Origin of the sequence: Vibrio sp. Sgm 5, assembly GCF_026241575.1 — a bacterium.
Lineage (GTDB): Bacteria > Pseudomonadota > Gammaproteobacteria > Enterobacterales > Vibrionaceae > Vibrio > Vibrio jasicida.
Genome location: NZ_JAPHPY010000003.1, coordinates 37,316 through 57,944, shown reverse-complemented (window position 1 = coordinate 57,944; position 20,629 = coordinate 37,316). Strand labels below are relative to the sequence as shown.

Annotated in this window: 17 protein-coding genes; 15 read left to right on the top strand and 2 right to left on the bottom strand. The window is 40.1% G+C overall.

Going from position 1 to position 20,629, the window contains the following annotated elements; genetic code table 11:
• Positions 1-301 precede the first annotated feature (301 nt).
• Genes OQJ86_RS02680 through OQJ86_RS02665 form a run of 4 tightly spaced genes read left to right on the top strand, consistent with a single transcriptional unit; the run spans position 302 to position 3,792 of the window.
• A complete protein-coding gene (locus OQJ86_RS02680) occupies positions 302-1,270 on the top strand; it encodes a hypothetical protein (protein WP_265986005.1) in 969 nt (322 codons plus the stop codon).
• Positions 1,263-2,525, top strand: coding sequence for a hypothetical protein (locus OQJ86_RS02675; RefSeq protein WP_265986003.1), 1,263 nt, complete (start codon positions 1,263-1,265; stop codon positions 2,523-2,525). The genes OQJ86_RS02680 and OQJ86_RS02675 overlap by 8 nt, the downstream gene beginning before the upstream one ends.
• Positions 2,526-2,540: 15 nt before the next feature.
• Positions 2,541-3,086, top strand: a complete 546-nt coding sequence (locus OQJ86_RS02670; RefSeq protein WP_265986001.1) for an acyltransferase — start codon at positions 2,541-2,543, stop codon at positions 3,084-3,086.
• A complete protein-coding gene (locus OQJ86_RS02665) occupies positions 3,079-3,792 on the top strand; it encodes a WecB/TagA/CpsF family glycosyltransferase (RefSeq protein ID WP_009707901.1) in 714 nt (237 codons plus the stop codon). Before OQJ86_RS02670 ends, OQJ86_RS02665 begins: the two co-directional genes overlap by 8 nt.
• 94 nt (positions 3,793-3,886) lie before the next feature.
• On the opposite strand, the gene wecA is transcribed toward OQJ86_RS02665, so the two are convergent.
• Complete coding sequence (wecA, locus tag OQJ86_RS02660) at positions 3,887-4,963, bottom strand: UDP-N-acetylglucosamine--undecaprenyl-phosphate N-acetylglucosaminephosphotransferase (RefSeq protein WP_265985998.1); 1,077 nt, start codon at positions 4,961-4,963, stop codon at positions 3,887-3,889.
• A 150-nt stretch (positions 4,964-5,113) separates the two neighbouring features.
• Positions 5,114-6,439 (bottom strand): MBL fold metallo-hydrolase RNA specificity domain-containing protein, encoded by a 1,326-nt coding sequence (locus OQJ86_RS02655; protein ID WP_265985996.1) that lies wholly within the window; start codon positions 6,437-6,439, stop codon positions 5,114-5,116.
• A gap of 935 nt (positions 6,440-7,374) precedes the next feature.
• Here OQJ86_RS02655 and wecB point away from each other — a divergent pair.
• The 11 genes from wecB (at position 7,375) to OQJ86_RS02600 (ending at position 20,494) form a co-directional block, all read left to right on the top strand.
• Positions 7,375-8,499, top strand: coding sequence for a non-hydrolyzing UDP-N-acetylglucosamine 2-epimerase (gene wecB / locus OQJ86_RS02650; protein WP_265985994.1), 1,125 nt, complete (start codon positions 7,375-7,377; stop codon positions 8,497-8,499).
• Positions 8,500-8,517: 18 nt separating this feature from the next.
• Complete coding sequence (wecC, locus tag OQJ86_RS02645) at positions 8,518-9,783, top strand: UDP-N-acetyl-D-mannosamine dehydrogenase (protein ID WP_265985992.1); 1,266 nt, start codon at positions 8,518-8,520, stop codon at positions 9,781-9,783.
• 59 nt (positions 9,784-9,842) lie between these two features.
• Positions 9,843-11,054, top strand: coding sequence for a lipopolysaccharide biosynthesis protein (locus OQJ86_RS02640; RefSeq protein WP_265985990.1), 1,212 nt, complete (start codon positions 9,843-9,845; stop codon positions 11,052-11,054).
• On the top strand, positions 11,047-12,150 hold the full coding sequence (locus OQJ86_RS02635) for a glycosyltransferase (protein ID WP_265985988.1): 1,104 nt from the start codon (positions 11,047-11,049) through the stop codon (positions 12,148-12,150). The genes OQJ86_RS02640 and OQJ86_RS02635 overlap by 8 nt, the downstream gene beginning before the upstream one ends.
• 1 nt (position 12,151) lies before the next feature.
• Positions 12,152-13,333, top strand: coding sequence for a hypothetical protein (locus OQJ86_RS02630; RefSeq protein WP_265985986.1), 1,182 nt, complete (start codon positions 12,152-12,154; stop codon positions 13,331-13,333).
• Complete coding sequence (locus tag OQJ86_RS02625) at positions 13,326-14,408, top strand: hypothetical protein (RefSeq protein ID WP_265985984.1); 1,083 nt, start codon at positions 13,326-13,328, stop codon at positions 14,406-14,408. The genes OQJ86_RS02630 and OQJ86_RS02625 overlap by 8 nt, the downstream gene beginning before the upstream one ends.
• 27 nt (positions 14,409-14,435) lie before the next feature.
• Positions 14,436-15,713: a glycosyltransferase family 4 protein gene (locus OQJ86_RS02620; RefSeq protein WP_265985982.1), complete on the top strand. Its 1,278-nt coding sequence runs from the start codon at positions 14,436-14,438 to the stop codon at positions 15,711-15,713.
• On the top strand, positions 15,697-16,308 hold the full coding sequence (locus OQJ86_RS02615; RefSeq protein ID WP_265985980.1) for a sugar transferase: 612 nt from the start codon (positions 15,697-15,699) through the stop codon (positions 16,306-16,308). Before OQJ86_RS02620 ends, OQJ86_RS02615 begins: the two co-directional genes overlap by 17 nt.
• The gene (locus OQJ86_RS02610) at positions 16,305-16,937 is read left to right on the top strand and encodes an acetyltransferase (protein WP_265985978.1); all 633 of its coding nucleotides are present in this window, start codon (positions 16,305-16,307) and stop codon (positions 16,935-16,937) included. The genes OQJ86_RS02615 and OQJ86_RS02610 overlap by 4 nt, the downstream gene beginning before the upstream one ends.
• An 18-nt stretch (positions 16,938-16,955) precedes the next feature.
• Entirely contained in the window at positions 16,956-18,131 is a 1,176-nt protein-coding gene (locus OQJ86_RS02605) for a DegT/DnrJ/EryC1/StrS family aminotransferase (RefSeq protein WP_265985976.1), read from the top strand.
• Positions 18,132-18,505: 374 nt separating this feature from the next.
• Positions 18,506-20,494 (top strand): polysaccharide biosynthesis protein, encoded by a 1,989-nt coding sequence (locus OQJ86_RS02600; protein ID WP_265985974.1) that lies wholly within the window; start codon positions 18,506-18,508, stop codon positions 20,492-20,494.
• Positions 20,495-20,629 lie beyond the last annotated feature (135 nt).

Genomic DNA, 20,629 nt, shown 5'->3' with positions numbered 1-20,629 from the left:
TATGATCTTCTCTTCTAAAGGTTACCTGAATTTATTAATTATAACCTTAGTGTTATTCTTTATTTCTAGATTGAATATAGTTCCGTTAAGCTTTCTTTCTGCATTTAATCACATTTACATTCTTATTTGTGCGTCAGCGTTTTTCCTTTTCGTTTTTTTTAAGCCAGTAAAGAAAAGATTCATATCCTTATCTGCTTTATTGTTTGGTTACTCTATTTTTATGATATTTAGGAGTAACCTTCCCCCTATAAACTTATTACAAACATTCTTCACTTTGAAGTATGTATTTGTGTTCTTTGTAATGGCATATGCAATTACTTATGATAGACAACGATTACTAAAAGAATATACTCAGTTTTTAACGATCGTTTTACTCGTATCAGTTTTATTTGTTGTTACTGACTATGTATTACCTAATGTGCTATTTCCTCTAGCAAAAGATGGACGAGGTATCATGGGGATAACTCCTGGTTCATTCTTTTCCTCTCGAGTATTGTATTCAGGTTTTCTGCTTCTCTATAGTATCCTCCTCCTATCTTTTAAATTTAATGATACTAGTGGTCGGTATTTTATTTATAAACCTAAAGTTTATTGGTCACTCTTGTTTCTAGCCTTTGTTTTAATCTTTCTGACATTTTCAAGAAAAGAACTATTACTCTTGTTAGGTGCATATGGCCTGACTGCAATGTACAAAAATAAAGGTTTAATTAGATTACTTGGTACTATTGCTCTAGTAGCGATAACTCCTGTCATTTTAGCAGGTTTATGGCTTGTCCTTGGGGATTCTATACAAGCTAACTTCAACGAAAACTATGTCCGTTATAAGATTTTTTATTATGCGATGGAGATATTTGAGTATAACTTCCCGTTTGGTTCTGGCCCAGGCACATATGGAACCGTTATGTCCAAAATGTATACTGATGTGTACACCTTCTTTAAGGTAGACAAAGCCATTATTGGTTATGGAAGTCAGATAGAAGGGCCGATCTTTGATTTGTTCTTTGTCTCACTGATCGCTGAATATGGCCTTGGTATAATATTTGTCATGTGGTTTATCTTTCAGCCATTTTTTGCTGAAAAGGATGGATACGTTGACCAAGTTGTCCATGTTCGATTAATCCGCATCAATGCATTCTTGATGCTTGTTGGTATTGGGTCAATGGTGCCTATCATGGGTAATGTGATAGGATTATTGCTTTTCTTTTTATTAGGGATATTGACTTCGAACAACGCTATTTTTGTTCATAGTCGGAAGCGAGCAAATGCATAAAGTCGTAGAAACGCATATTCTTGAAAACAACCTGAGTAACGAAGCTGAGATTTGGCCATTACTCAAATACCAAATGACCCGCCATGTCACTCTTTCCAAAGGGGTTGAGGACATGGAGTTCAAATCAAAGTCATACGTATCTTTATGCATTTCTCTGATTTTGAGCTTCCTAAACTTATTTAGGGCAAGATTCAATAAAAAGGCCACGGCTTACTTTGGTGCATTCTCCCGAGTTTCAATAAATGAGGGCGTGATTTATGATGAATTTGTTTCACCTGAAAAGCAGAAAAAACTCTGTACTTTGTATCATTGCTCAAATTTTGAAGGTGTAAAGCTCCTGACGTGTTTCAAGCGTGGTGTCATCTTTGAAAACCTGATCATAAAACTGCTAGTTGTGTTCATTAAACGTTTTGGTTTGCATGCTCGAACTCCTGAGCTTTCAGAGGAGTTTTTCGCCTTATTGAATCAAGAATATGGTGTTTCCAAACAGACAGTCGAAGCCTTTTTATTAGATTACGAAAGTAAGAAAGCAGCGTATACGAAGCTCTTAAAATGGTTAGGTGTTCAAAACGTAGAAATCGTCTCTGCATATACAAAACCAGCCATTGTGAGTGCAGCAAACGGACTTGGTATTAAAACCCTAGAATACCAACACGGCTTACTAGCGCCTTACCATCCTTCGTATCACTATGTCGGAGAAGAGCTTTGGCGCAGTAGCATGTTGCCAACCCGTCTGAAGCTTTATTCAAGTTATTGGCAAATGAAAATGCGCCAAGCTAACTTCGTTCCGGAACATGGAATAGAAGTCGAGGGGGCGTTACCCCAAGCTTGTGATGAAGTGAAGAAAGAGGTGTTCAACCAAGTAGGGAATGACAAGTTCTTCATTTTTACAGGACAAGGCATTTGCTATACGGAAGTTGCTGAATTTGTTGCAAGCTTAATCGAACAATTCCCAAACTATACCGTCGTTTATCGACCTCATCCGCGGGAGCATCAAAACCACACTCAACTCTCTGCGCTAGTACAAAACGAAAAATTCAAAGTAATCGACCGAGATGCCTACCAAGATACGCTGATGTTAATTGGTGCATCTAAGGCTCATTTTTCAATATTCTCGTCTTGTCATTTTGAAGCGCTGGAACTTCTTGGCAAAACCTATGTACTTGATGTTGTTGAAAACAACTTAATGAAGGAAGGTGGTGAAGATGAGAACATAATCTTCATTACCAACGCATCTCAAATTATGGATATCTAGCGCGAAAGTATCTCTATGAAAAAGTTAAAACTCGTAATTTACTACCTATTTTTCTATAACTTACCTAACTCAAGGTACTTGCCACTGTTTAGTAAACTTCGTTGCTGGTACTTGAGTCGAGTATTAAAAGTTGTAACGGCACATCAAAAAAACCGATTAGAAAATCGGATTTACATTTCTGATGCCTCTGGGTTGAAGATTGGCCAGAATGTACGTATCAACGAGAACGTGTTTATTCAAAGTGCCACAATCGGCAACAACGTTATGATTGCACCGAATGTGGCAATTCTCTCTAGTACTCATAGCTACGAAAGACTCGATATTCCAATGGTCGATCAAGACGATATCTTCGGTCTACCGCCGGTCATTGAAGATGATGTTTGGATTGGCCGTAATGTAGTGATAAAGCATGGTGTTACTATTGGGAAAGGCGCAATTGTTGGCGCATGTTCTTTAGTTACAAAAGAAGTACCAAGTTATGCCATCGTTGGTGGTGTGCCCGCAAAAGTAATCAAATATAGAAACGCCCAAGAAACAGAAAAGAAGTACGAAAATGAATAAAACATGCACAATTGGTGGGCTAGAGATTTCAGCATACGACAGCATGGAGCACGCTGTTGATTCTATCTTACACAATGGAAATGTGGTTAGTGGCTTTGCCGTCGCAGTGAATGCGGAAAAGATTGTATCTAGTTACGAAAAAGCAGAAGTAAAAAACATCCTAGAGTCTGCAACTATTCGATATCCAGATGGTGCAGGGGTGTCTCTAGTCATGTCAAAACGTGGCTGTCCGAGCGCGAGAATCCCTGGATGTGACTTATGGTTGGAGCTAATGAAAGGCTCTGCACCACTCAGCGTGCCTGTATTTATTGTGGGTGCGAAACCAGAAGTGAACCAACAGACTGTCGATAAGCTCAAGCAAGAGCTGAACGTTAATGTTGTGGACTCTTGCGATGGTTACTTTAAAGATGAAGCTGAGTTGATAGAGCGTATCAAGCAAAGTCAGGCTAAAGTCGTAACCGTTGCTCTTGGCTCTCCTAGGCAAGAGAACTTTATTAACAAATGTCGTGAAGTTTATCCAGAGGCCTTTTACATGGGGGTTGGTGGTACGTACGATGTATTTACGGATCGTGTTAAACGTGCACCACAATGGGCGCAAAAGTATAACTTGGAGTGGTTCTACCGATTAGCGTGTCAGCCGACAAGAATTACTCGTCAACTTAAGCTCGTAAAATACCTGTCTTTGGTCGTGACAAAGAAAGTTTAATCTTGTTCTTTTATATTAGATAGAAAAATGCCCACGATGTCGTGGGCATTTTTGTTTGAGTTCGGGTCAGATTACGATAAGAGAGCTATTCAAGTTAACTATTCGAAATCGTAACCGTTTCAGGCTTTCCCAGCTTACTACGCACATAACTGGTGATGCGCCAAACGTAAGACAGAATAAAGCAATAAGCCACAAAACAGGCGATGAAGGTATAGAACATAATCGCTTCAGAAAGGCCTGTCATCTCTCCATAAATACCAAATGCCGCGTATGCCGATGCAATTAAACAAATAGCGACAAGCGTTTGTTTTGAGCTAAGACCTAAACGCTGGAAGATGTGATGCAAGTGTTCGCGATCTGGTTTAAATGGTGAGTCACCACGACGTACTCGGCGAATCATAATGGCCGCCATGTCCATAAGAGGCACCGCGATCAGCCATAAAGCGGTTACAGGACGCATCAAAGGTTTGCTTTCTGCTTGGCTGACACCGAGCAATAGCCAAATGACTGTAAAACCAATCATCATGCTACCGGCATCACCCATAAAAATTTTTCTTTCTCGCCCTAACATTCCTAGGTTCATAAATATATAGGGAAGCATCGCGACGATAATCACCACGCAAAGGTAAGCAAGGCCGTGTTGGCTATCGACTTGCAGTAAGAAAGCAAGTGCGCCAAAAGTCACAATAGAAAGGCCGCCTAGCAGGCCATCAATGCCATCCACCATATTGAACGCATTAATTGCGCCAATAACTGCAAAAGTAGTGATAACAGTGCCTACCCAGCCAAGGCTTATCTCACCAAAACCAAACATATTGCCTAAGCTATGCAGTTCAATGCCCGCAACCTTCATCATCACAAGAGATAATACTGCTTGGATACTAATTCGAACTTTTACACTCAGATCAAACTTATCGTCTAATGCTCCAATAAACGTAAGTAAACAGATAGAACCAACGTATAGCCAACTATGCTCAATGACATCGGGTTTGAACGTTAAAAATTGCGTCAAGACAAGGCATATAGAGATCCCCCCAACTAAAGGAACGACCCCTTCGTGAAGCTTGCGCTCATTGGGCTTATCTACTAATCCAATGCTCTTAGCGGCTTTGCGCATAATAAAGAGAGTTGCAACTGAAGAGAAAAATATGAATATGAGTTCTAGGAGCATATATATCTTGCCAACACGTGGTTTTAGTTATTCGCGACCTATTCTAACCGACAGATCGACTATCACAAGGGGAAATTGAGTAACATTGTGAGAGAGAGCGAGACTAAATATTGCTAATAATATTGAAGCAAGGTTTTATTCATAATGTAATTAAAGCACGGTTTTCAGATTTTTCTCGAGAAAGTGTTGATATAGCGCCTCTTTTGCTGCCCTCTCGCCATGAATCAAATGGATCTCTTTAGGAGGTGGGCTTATCCCTTCTACAAAGCGAACCAGATCAGCTTTATCTGCATGTGCAGAATAGCCAGACATCGTATGTACCTGAGCTTGCACATGAATTCTCTCATCATCAATCACCATTTCTTTAGCTCCGCTTTGTATATCCCTACCTAACGTTCCTTCTGCTTGGTAGCCTGCGAGCAACACATCATTACGCTTATCCGGCAACAAGGCTTTGAGGCAATTGACCACACGGCCGCCTTCACACATGCCAGAAGCCGCGACCACAATAGCCGGCTCAACCGTGCTAGCGAGGCGATTTACCAAGTGCAAATGTTCCGCATGATTCTCAATAGTAATACATTGTTCAAACGCCAGAGGATGACGATGACTCCCCAAGCGCTGCTTTGCTTCTTTTCCCCATAGCTTCTTAAATCGGCGGTAAGTCTTGGTGACCTTTTTCGCTAAAGGAGAGTCTAGAATGATAGGAAGAGAATGGTGTAAATCATGTTGATGAATAAGCTGTTCAATATCAAACAGCAACTCCTGCGTTCTGCCTACGCTAAATGCCGGAATAACTATTACACCACCATCTTCAAGCGCATGACGAATAATTGCGAGTAACCTTTGGCTTCGACTTTCGACACTCTCATGCTGTTTGTTACCGTAAGTAGATTCGATAAACAGATAATCCGCACGGGTAGGAGAGATAGGGTCTGGAAGAAGCGGTGTATTACTTGGCCCCAAATCACCAGAAAACACCACCACCTCATTGTTAGGAAGTTTAAACTCCACATAAGCAGAACCAAGAATATGCCCCGCCGGCTGAAAGCGAAGATAAGCCAGCTCTTTAAGCGGAAACCATGTTTGGTAATCACAAGGCACTAACCGCTTTTTAATGACATTCAGAATTTGCTCTCTTTGCGCTTTATTCAATCCTAGTTGAAGCTTCAATCCATCTTCTAGCATTAGCGGCACCAGTTCTGCCGTCGCACGAGTGCAGTAGATTTTACCTTTATAGCCTGCGGCTAATAACCACGGTAAGCGACCAATATGATCGATATGCGCATGAGTCAGCACCAAAGCTTTTATTCTGCGGACAGAAAACTCAATTTCTAATGAGCGGTGTTTGCCATTCTTCAATGCGTCCCGTCCCTGAAAAAGCCCACAATCGATCAAAATGCTGCCTTTAGGTAACTTAAGCTCGTGACAAGAGCCTGTTACTGAGTGCTTTCCTCCATGGTGCACAACCTGCATAAACCTTTTTCCTTTTCGTTATTTACCTAGAGCTTATTCTCTAAAAGATAAGCCATTTTTCGTCGGTTTTAACTTAATTGATAATCTCATCGAAAAGGAGAAGGAAAGTGGCAAAAATAGACAAAGTTGGACACACATAAACGAGAGTCATGAATATGGCGCTAAGTGATTACGATAGAGTGTGAGCGCACACAGTGTTATGCATTGTCATGCGTCGTTATAGCCTTATATTTTATGTAACTGCATAAATATTTATTATAATCTTGGCTTTATAAGGTGTTGATTTATAAGGAGCGGGGTGCATAAGGCTTGTTTTTATAAATATAACGCCAAAATAATGTCAGCAAAAAGTCATTTTTTCGTGAGCTTGCGTCTTTCAGTTGCAACCTGTTTGCTATACAATTCCATGCCTAGAGTACGTCAATATATTAGAGCGGATTGCATTGCCTTTAGGAGCCAGACCTAGGGGCGGTAGCGTACTCAAATTAGAAATCACGCGCACATGATGACGAACATCATCAAGGAATGCCGTAACATATAAATATAATTAAGCACACAGTTGCGCATCTGGCAAGTTGCTTCTTATCAAAAGGAGCGCTTAAACAAACATTTAAGTAAAGCCCCATTACGTCAGAGGGGCAAAATCAAAGCTGCTACACAGTTTTGAGTGATACATTGGCTAGGCATAAGGTTTTCCCTTTCTATAAATACCTTTCATTTCTCATAACTAGATCATTCGCGATTTAGTTATGCACAAGCCTACCTTTCCAGTATTGATTCTCGAGCGTAGCTAACACGCGTACGTGTCGCGGTGTTGCTCTGCGTTCGCAGCGTATTACGAATTCAAATTTTACTTTGTTATTTCGAAGTAGCTTCGTACATCCAAAATTTGGATATTCACTTTCAGCGTCTATTCATTGGCTAGGCTAATTAACATGTCAAAAAAGAAAATTCTTACTGTATTCGGTACTCGTCCAGAAGCCATCAAAATGGCACCTCTTGTCCATGCGCTTGCAAACGATGAACGATTCGAAGCAAAGTGCTGTGTGACTGCGCAACACCGTGAAATGCTTGATCAAGTCCTTGAACTGTTTGAGATCAAACCAGATTATGATTTGAACTTGATGAAGGCTGGGCAATCCCTCAATGATGTGACTGCACGTATCTTGCTAGAGCTCAAACCTGTACTGCAAGACTTTAAGCCTGATGTGGTGCTTGTTCATGGTGATACAGCCACTACTTTTGCCGCGAGCCTTGCAGCCTATTACGAGCAAATTGAAGTTGGCCATGTAGAGGCGGGATTACGCACAGGCAACATCTATTCACCTTGGCCGGAAGAGGCGAACCGCAAGCTAACTGGTGCGCTGACCAAATACCATTTTGCGCCAACCGAAACCTCTCAAAATAACTTACTAAAAGAAAACACCAACCCAGCGGATATTTCTATCACCGGCAACACAGTGATTGATGCGTTACTTATGGTGAAAGACAAGATCGACAATGACGCAGCATTGAACGAGCAACTCGCAGCGCAGTTCCCAATGCTAAAAGAAGATAAAAAGTTGATTTTGGTCACCGGACATCGCCGTGAAAGCTTTGGAGGTGGGTTCGAGCGTATTTGTGAAGCACTAGCACGTACAGCAAAAGACAACCCTGATGCGCAAATCCTATATCCAGTTCACTTGAATCCAAACGTAAGAGAGCCAGTAAATCGCATTCTATCCAACGTGGATAACGTGCACCTTATCGAGCCTCAACAATACCTTCCATTTATCTACTTGATGAGCCGTGCGCACATCATCCTTACCGATTCCGGTGGTATTCAGGAAGAGGCGCCTTCATTAGGTAAGCCTGTATTGGTAATGCGTGACACCACTGAAAGACCAGAAGCCGTTGCAGCAGGCACCGTGAAACTAGTGGGAACAGATGTCGATAAGATCGTCACAGGCTTAGAAGTGTTGTTAAAAGATGAAGAGGCTTATAAAGCAATGAGCTTCGCACACAACCCTTACGGTGATGGCCTAGCATGCCAAAGAATTTTAGACGAATTAGCAAAATAACAATCTCAGGAAATGAACATGTCTTTTGAAACAATCTCAGTTATTGGTTTAGGTTACATCGGTTTACCTACTGCCGCGATGTTTGCATCACGTAAGAAAAAAGTGATTGGTGTTGATGTTAATCAGCACGCAGTGGATACCATCAACCAAGGTAAAATCCACATTGTAGAGCCAGATCTGGATATGATCGTGAGTGCGGCGGTATCAGAGGGTTATTTAAAAGCTAGCACAACCCCAGAACCAGCGGATGCGTTTTTGATTGCCGTACCAACCCCGTTCTTACCTTGTGAAGAAGGCGAAGTCCCAGCACCAGATTTGTCTTACATAGAAGCAGCAAGCAAAGCGATTGCTCCTGTGCTAAAAAAAGGCGACTTGGTGATTTTAGAATCCACTTCTCCTGTCGGAGCGACAGAGCAAATGGCAGCTTGGCTTGCAGAAGCACGTTCGGAGCTTACTTTCCCACAAACACATGGTGATAACGCAGATGTTAATGTTGCGCACTGCCCAGAACGCGTACTGCCAGGCCATGTTGTTCGTGAACTAGTAGAAAACGACCGCGTTATTGGCGGTATGTCGGCTCGTTGTTCAGAACGATCTGTTGAATTGTACAAAACTTTCGTTCTAGGTGAGTGTGTGGTGACCAATGCTCGCACGGCAGAAATGGCGAAGCTAACCGAAAACAGCTCTCGCGATGTACAAATTGCCTTTGCTAACGAGCTATCCATCATCTGTGATAAGTTAGACATCAATGTATGGGAGTTGATTGCACTCGCAAACCGCCACCCGCGTGTAAACATCCTTCAACCGGGCCCGGGTGTAGGCGGTCACTGTATCGCAGTTGACCCTTGGTTTATCGTGTCGAAAACGCCAGAAGAGGCACAAATCATCCATACCGCACGTAAAGTGAATGATGGCAAGCCGGAGTGGGTAATCAACAAAGTGAAACTGGCGATTGCAGACTTCCTACAAGCGAACCCTGATAAAACAGCCAAAGAAGTAACTGTTGCTTGTTATGGTCTGGCATTTAAACCAGATATCGATGACTTGCGTGAGAGCCCAGCAATGGTTATTACACAAAAGATCGCAGAAATGCATGCTGGCCGAGTGATTGCAGTTGAGCCAAATATCGAGTCTATTCCTGCAAAACTCAAGCGTGTTGAACTTGTAGAATTTGATATCGCAGCAAAAGAAGCGGATGTGCAAGTTTTGCTGGTTGATCATAAAGAGTTTAAGGAACGTGCAGTTAAAGCAGGGTTGGTAATAGACACCAAAGGTATTTGGTAAATAAATATTAATTAGTAACTATGTCGTAGATATCGGCATAGTTACTTATGGTAACTACATTGAAAAACAAGTATTTTCTGGCGCATATAGTTACGTTTTTTATTGGAATGATAATAACACTATATTTGCCTAAAACATTGAGTATAGAACAATATAGTAAATATGCTATTCTAAGTGTTTGCATTACATTCTTCATACCAATTTGTTCGTTAGGGTTGGTGTCGTATATAGTTAGGTATTATAAACAAAGAGAAAAAGAATTTGATTTGGGGAGTAACAGTAAAGCTATTTACTCCATAGGATTAATGTTGACGTTGTTTTCTATAGGAAGTTATAGCTACATATTTGATTTAGGAGTGTACGAATTTTTTGTATTGTATGCTTCTGTTTCATTACTAGCATTAGTGTCTATATCTTCTGCATATTATAGGGCAAAAGGTGACGCATCTGCATATTTTTCCCTTGTTGCAACACAAAAAATAACTCATCTTATTATATTTCTTATAATTACTTACATATATGAATCTACAGCTATATTATATTTTTTATCTGGTTCGTTATCATGTATTATAGTCCTTACTTTAACTGGATATAATTGTTTTCCTCCGAAAGATAATGAAATGATATCTCTTGACACAATCAAGAGTAGTGTTAAGTTTTGTGTACCTATCGCCATTGCTAATATATCAGTTACAATAATACCAGTAATTGAAAGAAACTTAATTTCCTCTCTATATGATACAATGACTTTAGCACAATTTGTTTTTAACTATGAACTAATTAGCAAATTTACGGCTGTATCCCTTCTTATAATTAAGATTTCAGTTTGGCCCTATGTCGCATGTGGGGAAAGAAGATTAGAGCTAATTAGATACAAAGAGGTGTTGAAGAAATCAGCTTTAGCATTATCTATTTTATTGCCAATCGCAATGATCTTTGTATATTTTTCTTATAACTTTATAGTAATAAAAGCTCTTAACATGGAATCATATGCTAATATAAATATTTTTTATCTTTTCGTACTTTCTTCTGTGTTTCTTGTTTACAACTATATTATAAATATTGGTTCTATGATACTTGATAAAACACATATAATAACTATAAAGACTATCAATATTATCATATTACATGTTGTCGGGATTTATGCGTCATCTGAGTTTTTTGGTATATATGGTGTTGTCATTTCTATGATGTTTGCTCAGTTTGCTGGCGTAATTTACTCCTTTTATAAGAATAGAAGAATTATTAATATGGAGATGGTTCGTGAATAAGAAAATTAAAGTTTTACACATGGGTTGTGCTTACTATCCTTACCAGGGAGGAAGTACTCAAAGGCTTTCAGCTTTAATGAGAGAGTGTTCAAAAAACATCGATTTTGATTTTTATCTAATAACAAGAACAACATCAGAAGATAAAATTGAAGACGATAAATACTTTAATGAAGTAATTAGGGGAGTTAATACTGATAAAATTGGCTTTAATAAATTTATTTTTAATGAAGTTAAAAGATTGCGACCTGATATAGTTGTCACACACAACTCACGAGTATTGTTAAATTGGATTGCTTTATATGGAAAACTCTTCCCAAATATAAAAATTGTAAATGAAATACATTCATTTAGAGATGAAACAAATACGAAAAGATTGCTGAACAAATATTTGTATAGTCGGGTTGATGCTAACATTGTTTTATCAAGAACTGCTAATAATTATTTAAAAGAAAAATACAGCTGCAAAAACTCTGAAATAGTTTTTAATGGAGTTAGTATGAATGGTTTTACAAAAAAATCTAGTAAAATCTATGATAAAAATAGTGTTACTTTTTCTTACATTGGCACCTTCCATGAATGGCAAGGAGTTTTACTTCTTGCTGAAGCCATAAAAGGCATAGAAGATTCATTTTTATCTAAGCATACTATTAATATTGTTGGTGATGGACCACATTTAAATAATTTTAAAGAAATAGTAAAAGGAAAAAATATAAATATATTCGGATGGATGCCGAAATCAAAAGCAGATCAGGTTCTTTATGACTCTGACTATATTTTAGCTCCAAGATTAAGTACTACAGGCACTGAGACAGTTGTCCCGCTTAAAGTTTTTGAATCAATAGACACTTGTACTCCGATAATTTGTACTCCAGTTGGTGGCCTAAAAGAGATGTTTGAGGAAAATCATGCTGCCATTTTTACTAAAGATATTTCAGCCGACAGCTTACGTGAGATCATGCTACAACCTCTGGATATAGGTTTGTATAATGATTATATTAAAAAACTTGAAAGTATAAAGCATCAAGTACCAACATGGAGGAATTCAGCTAATGTTTATTTAAGCGTCTTTCGGAGTTTGATTAAGTTCGGAAAATAAAATGAAGCTAAATCAAAATCTTTATTCCCGTATCATAGGCGTTTTTTGCTTTTTACTCTTAAGTCCTTGGTTAATTTGGCAAACGCCTGGAAAACAACTTTTTCAAGTGTTTTTTTTGTTTTGTATTTTATGTTTGTCCGTTTTAATATTAAAAAATAAGAAGAAAAGCAAATCATCGATATCGATATTATCGATTTATATTGCTTTAGTCTTTTGGACTTTTATTCCATTTAGAGATTATGATGGTATAGCTCCAGCTGTGATTTTTATTTTTTCAGCTATAATGTTATTCTGTTTGAATAACAGTGATAAAGTGGCAGTTTATAAGTCTTTTTATAATATATATGTATGCGCCAACTGCTTTTTTATATTTGCTTGGTTGCTATACTTATTTAAAGTCCCCTTTCCTAAAATAATACTAGAAAATACATCCAAGGATATTTTTGGGGCATATTATTATGTATATTATGGTGTGGTTTACATAAATACTCAGGTGCATGATGTTCCTTTTTTTTCTACCATAATTAGAAATCATGGTTTTTTTAAAGAACCAGGACATCTAGGTTTATATAATTGCCTTTTTTTATTAGTTTACAATAAATATCTTTCCAGGAATAATAAGGTTATCATATTTTTATCAACATTTCTTACATTCTCTGCACCTAGCCTGATTTTTTCTTTGGTTATATTTGTTTCATATTATATGAAGAGTATATTTCATATAATTAAAGCAATTATAATATCATTGGTTTTATTCTTTGTTTTTAGTGATATTGTCAGTTTTATTGTCGAAAACTTTATTTTAAACAAGTTGAGCAAAGGAGATGGAAGTTTAAGTGGAATTTTAGATGCTAGAGCTAATGATCTTTACGTTCTTCCAGCATTAGATTTTTTTCATTTTATATTTGGCTATGGTAAAAACGTATTTGAAGTTTATGATGTAATTGTTTCTGATTATAGAAATACGATTTATAAATTTGGCATTATATATTTAATGTTGTTTATTTTTCCAGTGTTAATTATTTTTAAAAAAAGTGATGATAAATTTACAGTGCTAATGTTTATTTCTCTTACATTAGTAATATTTTTCCATCGTGCTTGGATGCTAGAGTCAGCTCAAATGTTTATGTTTGTATTCTTTATGTTTTGTTCACTATTGGTAAGGAGAGATGAATTTGAATAAAGAGTTAATATATATTGTTAAAACTCAATCTTTAAAGTCTGATCATCGGGTCAGGAAAGAATTAAATCTTTTGAAAAATAACTTCGAAAAAATTAGAGTTATTTACTCATCTAATGATGATTATGATTTGAAGTTTGAACAAAAAAAAATAAGACTGCCGGGTGGTGCTGCACATAGAAATCTAGTAATAAGATTGATGGGAGCTATATACTTTTCTCTTTGTTCCTTTTTTCTTTTAGTCTTTTCAAAAAATAATAAGTCTATATGGGTTTGTGACCCCATATTATTTCCACTAGTATATATGTTGGCATTTCGTGGATTTTACGTGGTTTGGGATCATCATGAGTTACCTCCGGGATGGGTGTTAAACTCTAAAATTTTTAGATTTTTTTTTAAATTGTCCTATCGATCTTGTAGAGTTAATTTTCATGCTAATGAGGCAAGAAAAAATTATTTAGAAAATATACTAAATATAGAAAATAATAACTCTTACGTATTGAGAAATTACCCTTCCTATAATGACTTTTCTAGTGAATACTCTGATATAGTTATTCCTAAAACTAAGCCTATTGCTTATCTTCAGAATTCTTTGATTAAGGAAAGGTGTGGCGGAGAACTTTGTAGGGCTTTAATTGATCTGGGTTATTATATCATCCATGCGGGCAGTAGTTTCGACCAGAAATACATGTTGAATTATGTTTCTGAGCGTGAAATGCAAGAAAATATCCAAATATGCGGTAATCTTCCATTATCTACTATAAATACTATTTTATCTCAATCGGACATAACACTTATTTTCTATCGTGATAATTCAATAAATCAAAAATTTTGCGAACCCAATAGAGTATATCAAGCGATGCTTTTAAATGTAAAGATAGTTGCTGGGAATAATCCAACATTGGTGGAGGCTATGGACGGTTATGCTAACCATGTTATTGCTAATACAGATGGACGTAATATTATTGAAATTAAAAACTCTATAACTAAGGCAAAATCAATAAAGCTCGAAATGCAAGAGTATTCAAAATATTGGGAAGATTACGCTAGCCTTTTCAATGATATTTTTTGTGATTAAAACCCAATTATAATTGAAGGTTTGGTAATGTATAAAATTCTTTATTTTCACCAGCACTTTTCAACACCTAAAGGTTCCACAGGAATACGTTCCTACGAGATGGCAAAGCGCCTAATTCAGCATGGGCATAATGTCACTATGGTATGTGGCACATATGGTGGAGGAGAGACGGGTTTAGATTCGGAGTTTGTTTCTGGCAAGCGCGTGGGTACCGTCGATGGCATTCGAATCATTGAGTTTGATTTGGCTTACTCAAACTCAGATGGTTTTATTAAACGCAGTATGACGTTTATTAAGTTTGCCTTAAAAAGTATTGGCCTTGCCTTTACTGAAAAATACGATGTGTTGTTTGCAACCACAACACCTCTGACAGCGGGCATTCCGGGTATCTTTGCTCGTTGGTTACGCGGCAAGCCATTTGTTTTTGAAGTGAGAGATTTATGGCCAGAACTGCCCAAAGAAATGGGGGTAATTAAAAACCCAGTCATTCTTAGTTTGATGTCGTTTTTAGAGTGGGCATCTTACCGAAGTGCGCATCGTTGTATTGGCTTATCTCCTGGCATTGTTGATGGCATTAAAAAGCGTGGCGTGGACGAAAGTAAAATAGCCATGGTGCCAAATGGTTGTGATTTGTCTATCTTCAGTCAACCAAGTGAGCCTTGGCGCCCGGAAGGTGTGAAAGAAACAGATCTGATGGCGATTTTCACTGGAACTCATGGAATGGCAAATGGCCTTGATGCCGTTTTAAATACGGCAGTGGAGCTACAGAAACGTGGTCGAAAGGACATTAAGCTAGCTTTAGTCGGGCAAGGTAAATTAAAACCCGAACTGGAGAGAAGGGCGAAAGAGTTCGAATTGAACAATGTTGTGTTTCACCCTCCGGTAAATAAGCAAAAGTTATCTGGTTTGATGGCAAGTGCAGACGTTGGCATGCAAGTACTGGCGAATATACCTGCCTTTTATTACGGCACATCGCCTAATAAGTTTTTCGATTATATCTCTGCGGGTCTACCAGTGATAAACAACTACCCAGGTTGGTTAGCAGGAATGATTGAGCAAACGCAATGCGGATTCGCGGTTCAGCCAGACGACCCAATTGCTTTCGCTGATGCCTTAGAAAAAGCAGCCAATCAAAGAGAAGCTCTTACCTTGATGGGAGCCAATGCACGCCAACTTGCAGAGAGTCAGTTTGACCGCGCGCTATTGGCTGATAAATGGGTTGATTGGGTGACTGGCGTTAATGCAGAAGAGGGTAATGCGGCAGATAGCCGTGCATCAGAGGTGAAAGATGAAAAGACTGTTTGATTTTCTCGCGTCTCTTATCGCGCTTATTCTGTTATCTCCTATCATTGCATTAGTCGCTTGGAAGATTCGTAAAAACCTGGGTTCTCCGGTTCTGTTCCGTCAAACGCGCCCGGGCTTGAATGGAAAACCTTTTGAAATGGTGAAGTTTCGCACCATGAAGGATGCGGTGGATCAACAAGGGAATCCACTACCGGATTCTGAGCGCATGACTCCTTTTGGCGATAAGCTAAGAAACAGCAGCTTAGATGAACTTCCGGAACTATGGAATGTGTTAAAAGGGGAAATGAGCTTAGTTGGGCCTCGTCCGTTGCTCATGCAGTACCTACCGCTTTACAGCACAGAACAATCAAGACGCCATGATGTTCGCCCCGGTGTGACTGGCTGGGCTCAAATCAATGGCCGCAATGCGATTAGCTGGGAAGAAAAGTTTACCTTAGATGTTTGGTACGTAGATAACAAAACACTGTGGCTAGATATTAAGATTCTTTTCATGACGGTAAAAAAGGTCTTCGTGAAGGAAGGCATATCTGCAGACGGGCACGTCACCATAGAGCCATTTACCGGCTCAGAAGAGCAAGGTAGTCGCCAATTATGAAAAGCTGCGCCATTTTAGGAGCCAGTGGACATGGCAAGGTGGTCGCAGAAATTGCAGAACTAAACGGTTATCAACATATCACATTTTTTGATGACCGCTGGCCCAGTTTAACCTCTGTTGAGCATTGGGATGTCTCTGGTGATACTGCTGCACTTTTGGCAACGGCAAGCGAATATGATGTGGTAGTAGTTGCTATCGGCCACAACGCGACGCGCTGTGCGAAACAACATGAGTTGAGTGCAGCAGGAGCAAACTTCGATGTGCTAGCTCATCCTAGTGCTGTAATCAGTAAATACGCCAACATCAAAGCAGGAACAGTGGTGATGGCAAACGCAGTCGTGAACCCATTTAGCCATATCGGGGCGAGCTGCATCATTAATACAAGCTCTATCGTAGAACATGATTGTAGGCTTGCTGAAGGCGTTCACATTAGTCCTAATGCAAGTTTAGCTGGCGGTGTAGAGGTTGGCGAAAACGCTTGGATAGGGATCGGTAGCCAAGTGAAACAACTTGTCGTCGTTGGTCGTAATGCCGTTGTCGGCGCTGGTTCGACGGTAATTAACCATATACCAGATTTTCAAACCGTAGTGGGTTCTCCTGCTCATACACTTATCAAATCAGAAAAATAACACTTACTAGGTGACATCGTGCTGAATACACCATTTTCTCCATGGCCTTCTTTTACTCAAGAAGAGGCGGATGCAGTGAGCCGTGCGCTACTGTCAAACAAAGTAAACTACTGGACAGGCAACGAGTGTCGTGAATTCGAAAGAGAGTTCGCGGCATGGGCTGGTTGCGAATACGCGATTGCTCTTGGTAACGGCACGCTTGCACTCGACGTGGCATTGAAAGCCTTGGGCGTTGGCAAGGGCGATGAAGTGATTACCACCCCAAGAACGTTCCTTGCTTCCGCTTCGTCAATTGTGACTTCCGGTGCTGAACCCGTTTTTGCGGATGTAGACCTAAACAGCCAAGCGATTACGGCTGAATCGATACAAGCGGTACTCACGCCAAAAACAAAAGCGGTGATTGTGGTGCACCTTGCTGGCATGCCAGCAGAGATGGATGCCATTATGGCGCTGTCACAGCAGCATGGTTTTTACGTGGTTGAAGATTGTGCGCAAGCACATGGTGCGAAATACAAAGGCCGTAGCGTAGGGACTATTGGCCACATTGGTGCTTGGTCTTTCTGCCAAGATAAGATCATGACGACAGGCGGCGAAGGCGGCATGGTGACAACCAATGATAAGACATTGTGGTCAACCATGTGGTCGTACAAAGATCACGGTAAAAGCTTTGATGCGATTTACAATCGTGAGCATCCACCGGGCTTCCGTTGGTTACACGAATCTTTCGGGACTAACTGGCGCATGACAGAGTTACAAGCTGTGATTGGCCGTATCCAACTCGCTCGCATGCCAGCATGGACAGCGCAGCGCCAAGCGAATGTAGCACAAATTGATGAGGCGGTTGCAGACCTAAGCGTGGTTCGCCGAGTTGAAGTGCCGGAATACAGTGAGCATGCAGCATACAAACACTATTTGTTTGTAGAGCCTGAGAACCTTGCTGAAGGATGGACACGAGATCGCATCGTAGAAACCATCGTTGAGCGCGGTGTGCCAGCTTACCAAGGAAGCTGCTCAGAAGTGTACCTAGAGAAGGCGTTTGACAATACACCTTGGCGACCAGAGCAGCGATTGAGCAATGCTGTGATTTTAGGGGAAACAAGCTTGATGTTCCTTGTGCATCCAACCTTAACGATTGAAGAAGTGTCTAAAACGGCTCAAGTGATCCGAGAAGTGCTTTTAGAAGCTCAGCGCTAAATATTGATTTGCAAATCTTATGAGAGTGTTTTTGCTCTCGTCCTAGAACCTAGAACCTAGAACCTAGAACCTAGAACCTAGAACCTAGAACCTAGAACCTAGAACCTAGAACCTAGAACCTAGAACCTAGAACCTAGAACTAACCCTGCGGCGCCTTCTGTGCGCCGTAATTTTGCGAAGGGACAAGGAGTACAGTTCCTTTGTTGCATTGCGTTGCAAACTCAACGCGGCGTTGCTAATTATTATGCATCCGAGTGTTCTATTAATAGTCACTGAGTTGTATAATGTTTGTTCAGCGGCTGTATAAATTCAACAAAAAACATTACCACCAACTCTTACTAATAAATCTGGGGTAATGAGGCTTATTCTTCGTCATGATTGAACACAATTCCAAATTAAACGTCATTTGGTCGTTACCACGCTATAAAAAACGTGTCATTAGTGCGGTAGTAGACTTTTTCATTATTTCCAGTGCGTTTTTAATGGCGTACTGGACCAGAATTGGAGAGTTTACTCACCTACCAGATACGGCAAGCCAGTATGTGCTTTATTCTACTATCGCGATTACGTTAGCGATTTTTGCGGCTTTAGGTTTATATCGAGCGGTACTACGCTATCTAGGCTTTCATGTGCTGGCGGTTGTTGGCTTAGGCACCATACTTTCTGCGATGTGCGCGGCTACGTTTGCTTTTGCCTTCCATGCAGAGTTACCTCGCTCTGTCCCTTTTATTTATGCGGCCTTTCTGGCTATTGGCGTCGGTAGCAGCCGCTTAATCGTCAGAAGTTTAGTTGCCCAATCAGTGCATAAAGTGGGAACACCAGTGCTTATTTATGGTGCTGGTAGTGCAGGCCGTGAATTGGCGTTCGCGCTGCGCCAATCGGAGACACATCGTGTGATTGGCTTTGTTGATGAAGACAAAACACTCTACAATACCACCTTAATGGGACACTTTGTTTACACGGTAGAAAGTGCACCGAAAGCGATCAAAAAATACGACGTGAAACAGATTCTACTGGCGATCCCAAGCGCTTCAAATAAACGTCGTAAAGAAGTGCTGGATAGCATTTCTAAACTGCCTGTTGAGATTCAGACTGTGCCAGATATGCGCGATATCTTAACCGGTAAAGCAAAAATCGATGAACTAAAAGAAGTCCCAATTGGTGATTTGTTAGGTCGAGACGCGGTTCAACCTCAGCAAGTATTGATGGAATCAAACATCAAAGACCAAACCGTTATGGTAACGGGGGCTGGTGGCTCAATTGGCTCAGAGCTTTGTCGACAAATTTTAAATTACTCCCCGAAAGCACTGGTCTTGTTTGAGTTATCTGAATTTGCTCTATATCAGATACATATTGAGCTGAGCCAAATCGTTAAAGATAGAAAACTAAACATTGTGGTTGTCCCTTTGGTTGGGTCGGTACAAAGACAAAACCGCCTCGAAACCACCATGAAGGCGTTTGAGGTCGACACGGTTTACCATGCTGCCGCGTACAAACACGTCCCGCTTGTTGAATACAATGTCGTAGAAGGTGTACGCAATAACGTATTTGGTACTTACTATACGGCTTTAGCTGCCATTGATGCAGGCGTGAAAAATTTCGTTTTAATCTCTACTGATAAAGCGGTTCGTCCTACTAATGTGATGGGCACAACCAAGCGAATGGCGGAGCTAGGCTTACAAGCACTGGCAGAGCAACAAAACCGCATTCGAGAGAACAACCCAAACCTAGGCACCCGCTTTTGTATGGTGAGGTTCGGTAATGTTTTGGGTTCATCAGGTTCGGTAGTGCCGGTTTTCAAAAAACAAATTGCTAACCGTGAACCAATCACGGTGACTCACAAAGACATCACTCGATACTTTATGACGATTCCAGAAGCTGCGCAGCTTGTGATTCAAGCCGGGGCGATGGGCAGAGGTGGCGACGTCTTTGTTCTTGATATGGGCTCGCCAGTAAAAATTGTCGACCTAGCGAAGAACTTAATTCATCTATCGGGTTTGGAAGTCAAAGATGAAGCCAATCCAGAAGGGGATATTGAGATTAAGTACACAGGCTTAAGACCCGGCGAGAAGTTGTATGAAGAGTTGTTGATTGGTGACGACAACGTTTCTGAAACCGCGCACAGCCGAATCATGACCGCGCAGGAAGACTTCTTACCAATGAAGGAATACGAAACGCTAATTGATAAATTGGATGTGGCTTGCCATAACTTCCAACATGAAGTTATTCGCCGTTTGTTGCTCGAAGCACCGACCGGCTTTAACCCTGTAGACGGCATCGAAGATTTGGTCTGGAAGCAAACATCACAAACAGCGGCTTTGTTTAACTTTGAGCCAAAGCAAAGTAATGCAGCTGAAACTTGATGCTTTAGTTGTGATGATAAATAATAGATAAATTAATTATTTGCTGGTGGAGGCTTGTGAAGGAACGGTTAGATTCCAATCATCATCAGCAATGAAATGACAAAAGTTAAAAGGCACCAAAGCGGTGCCTTTTTG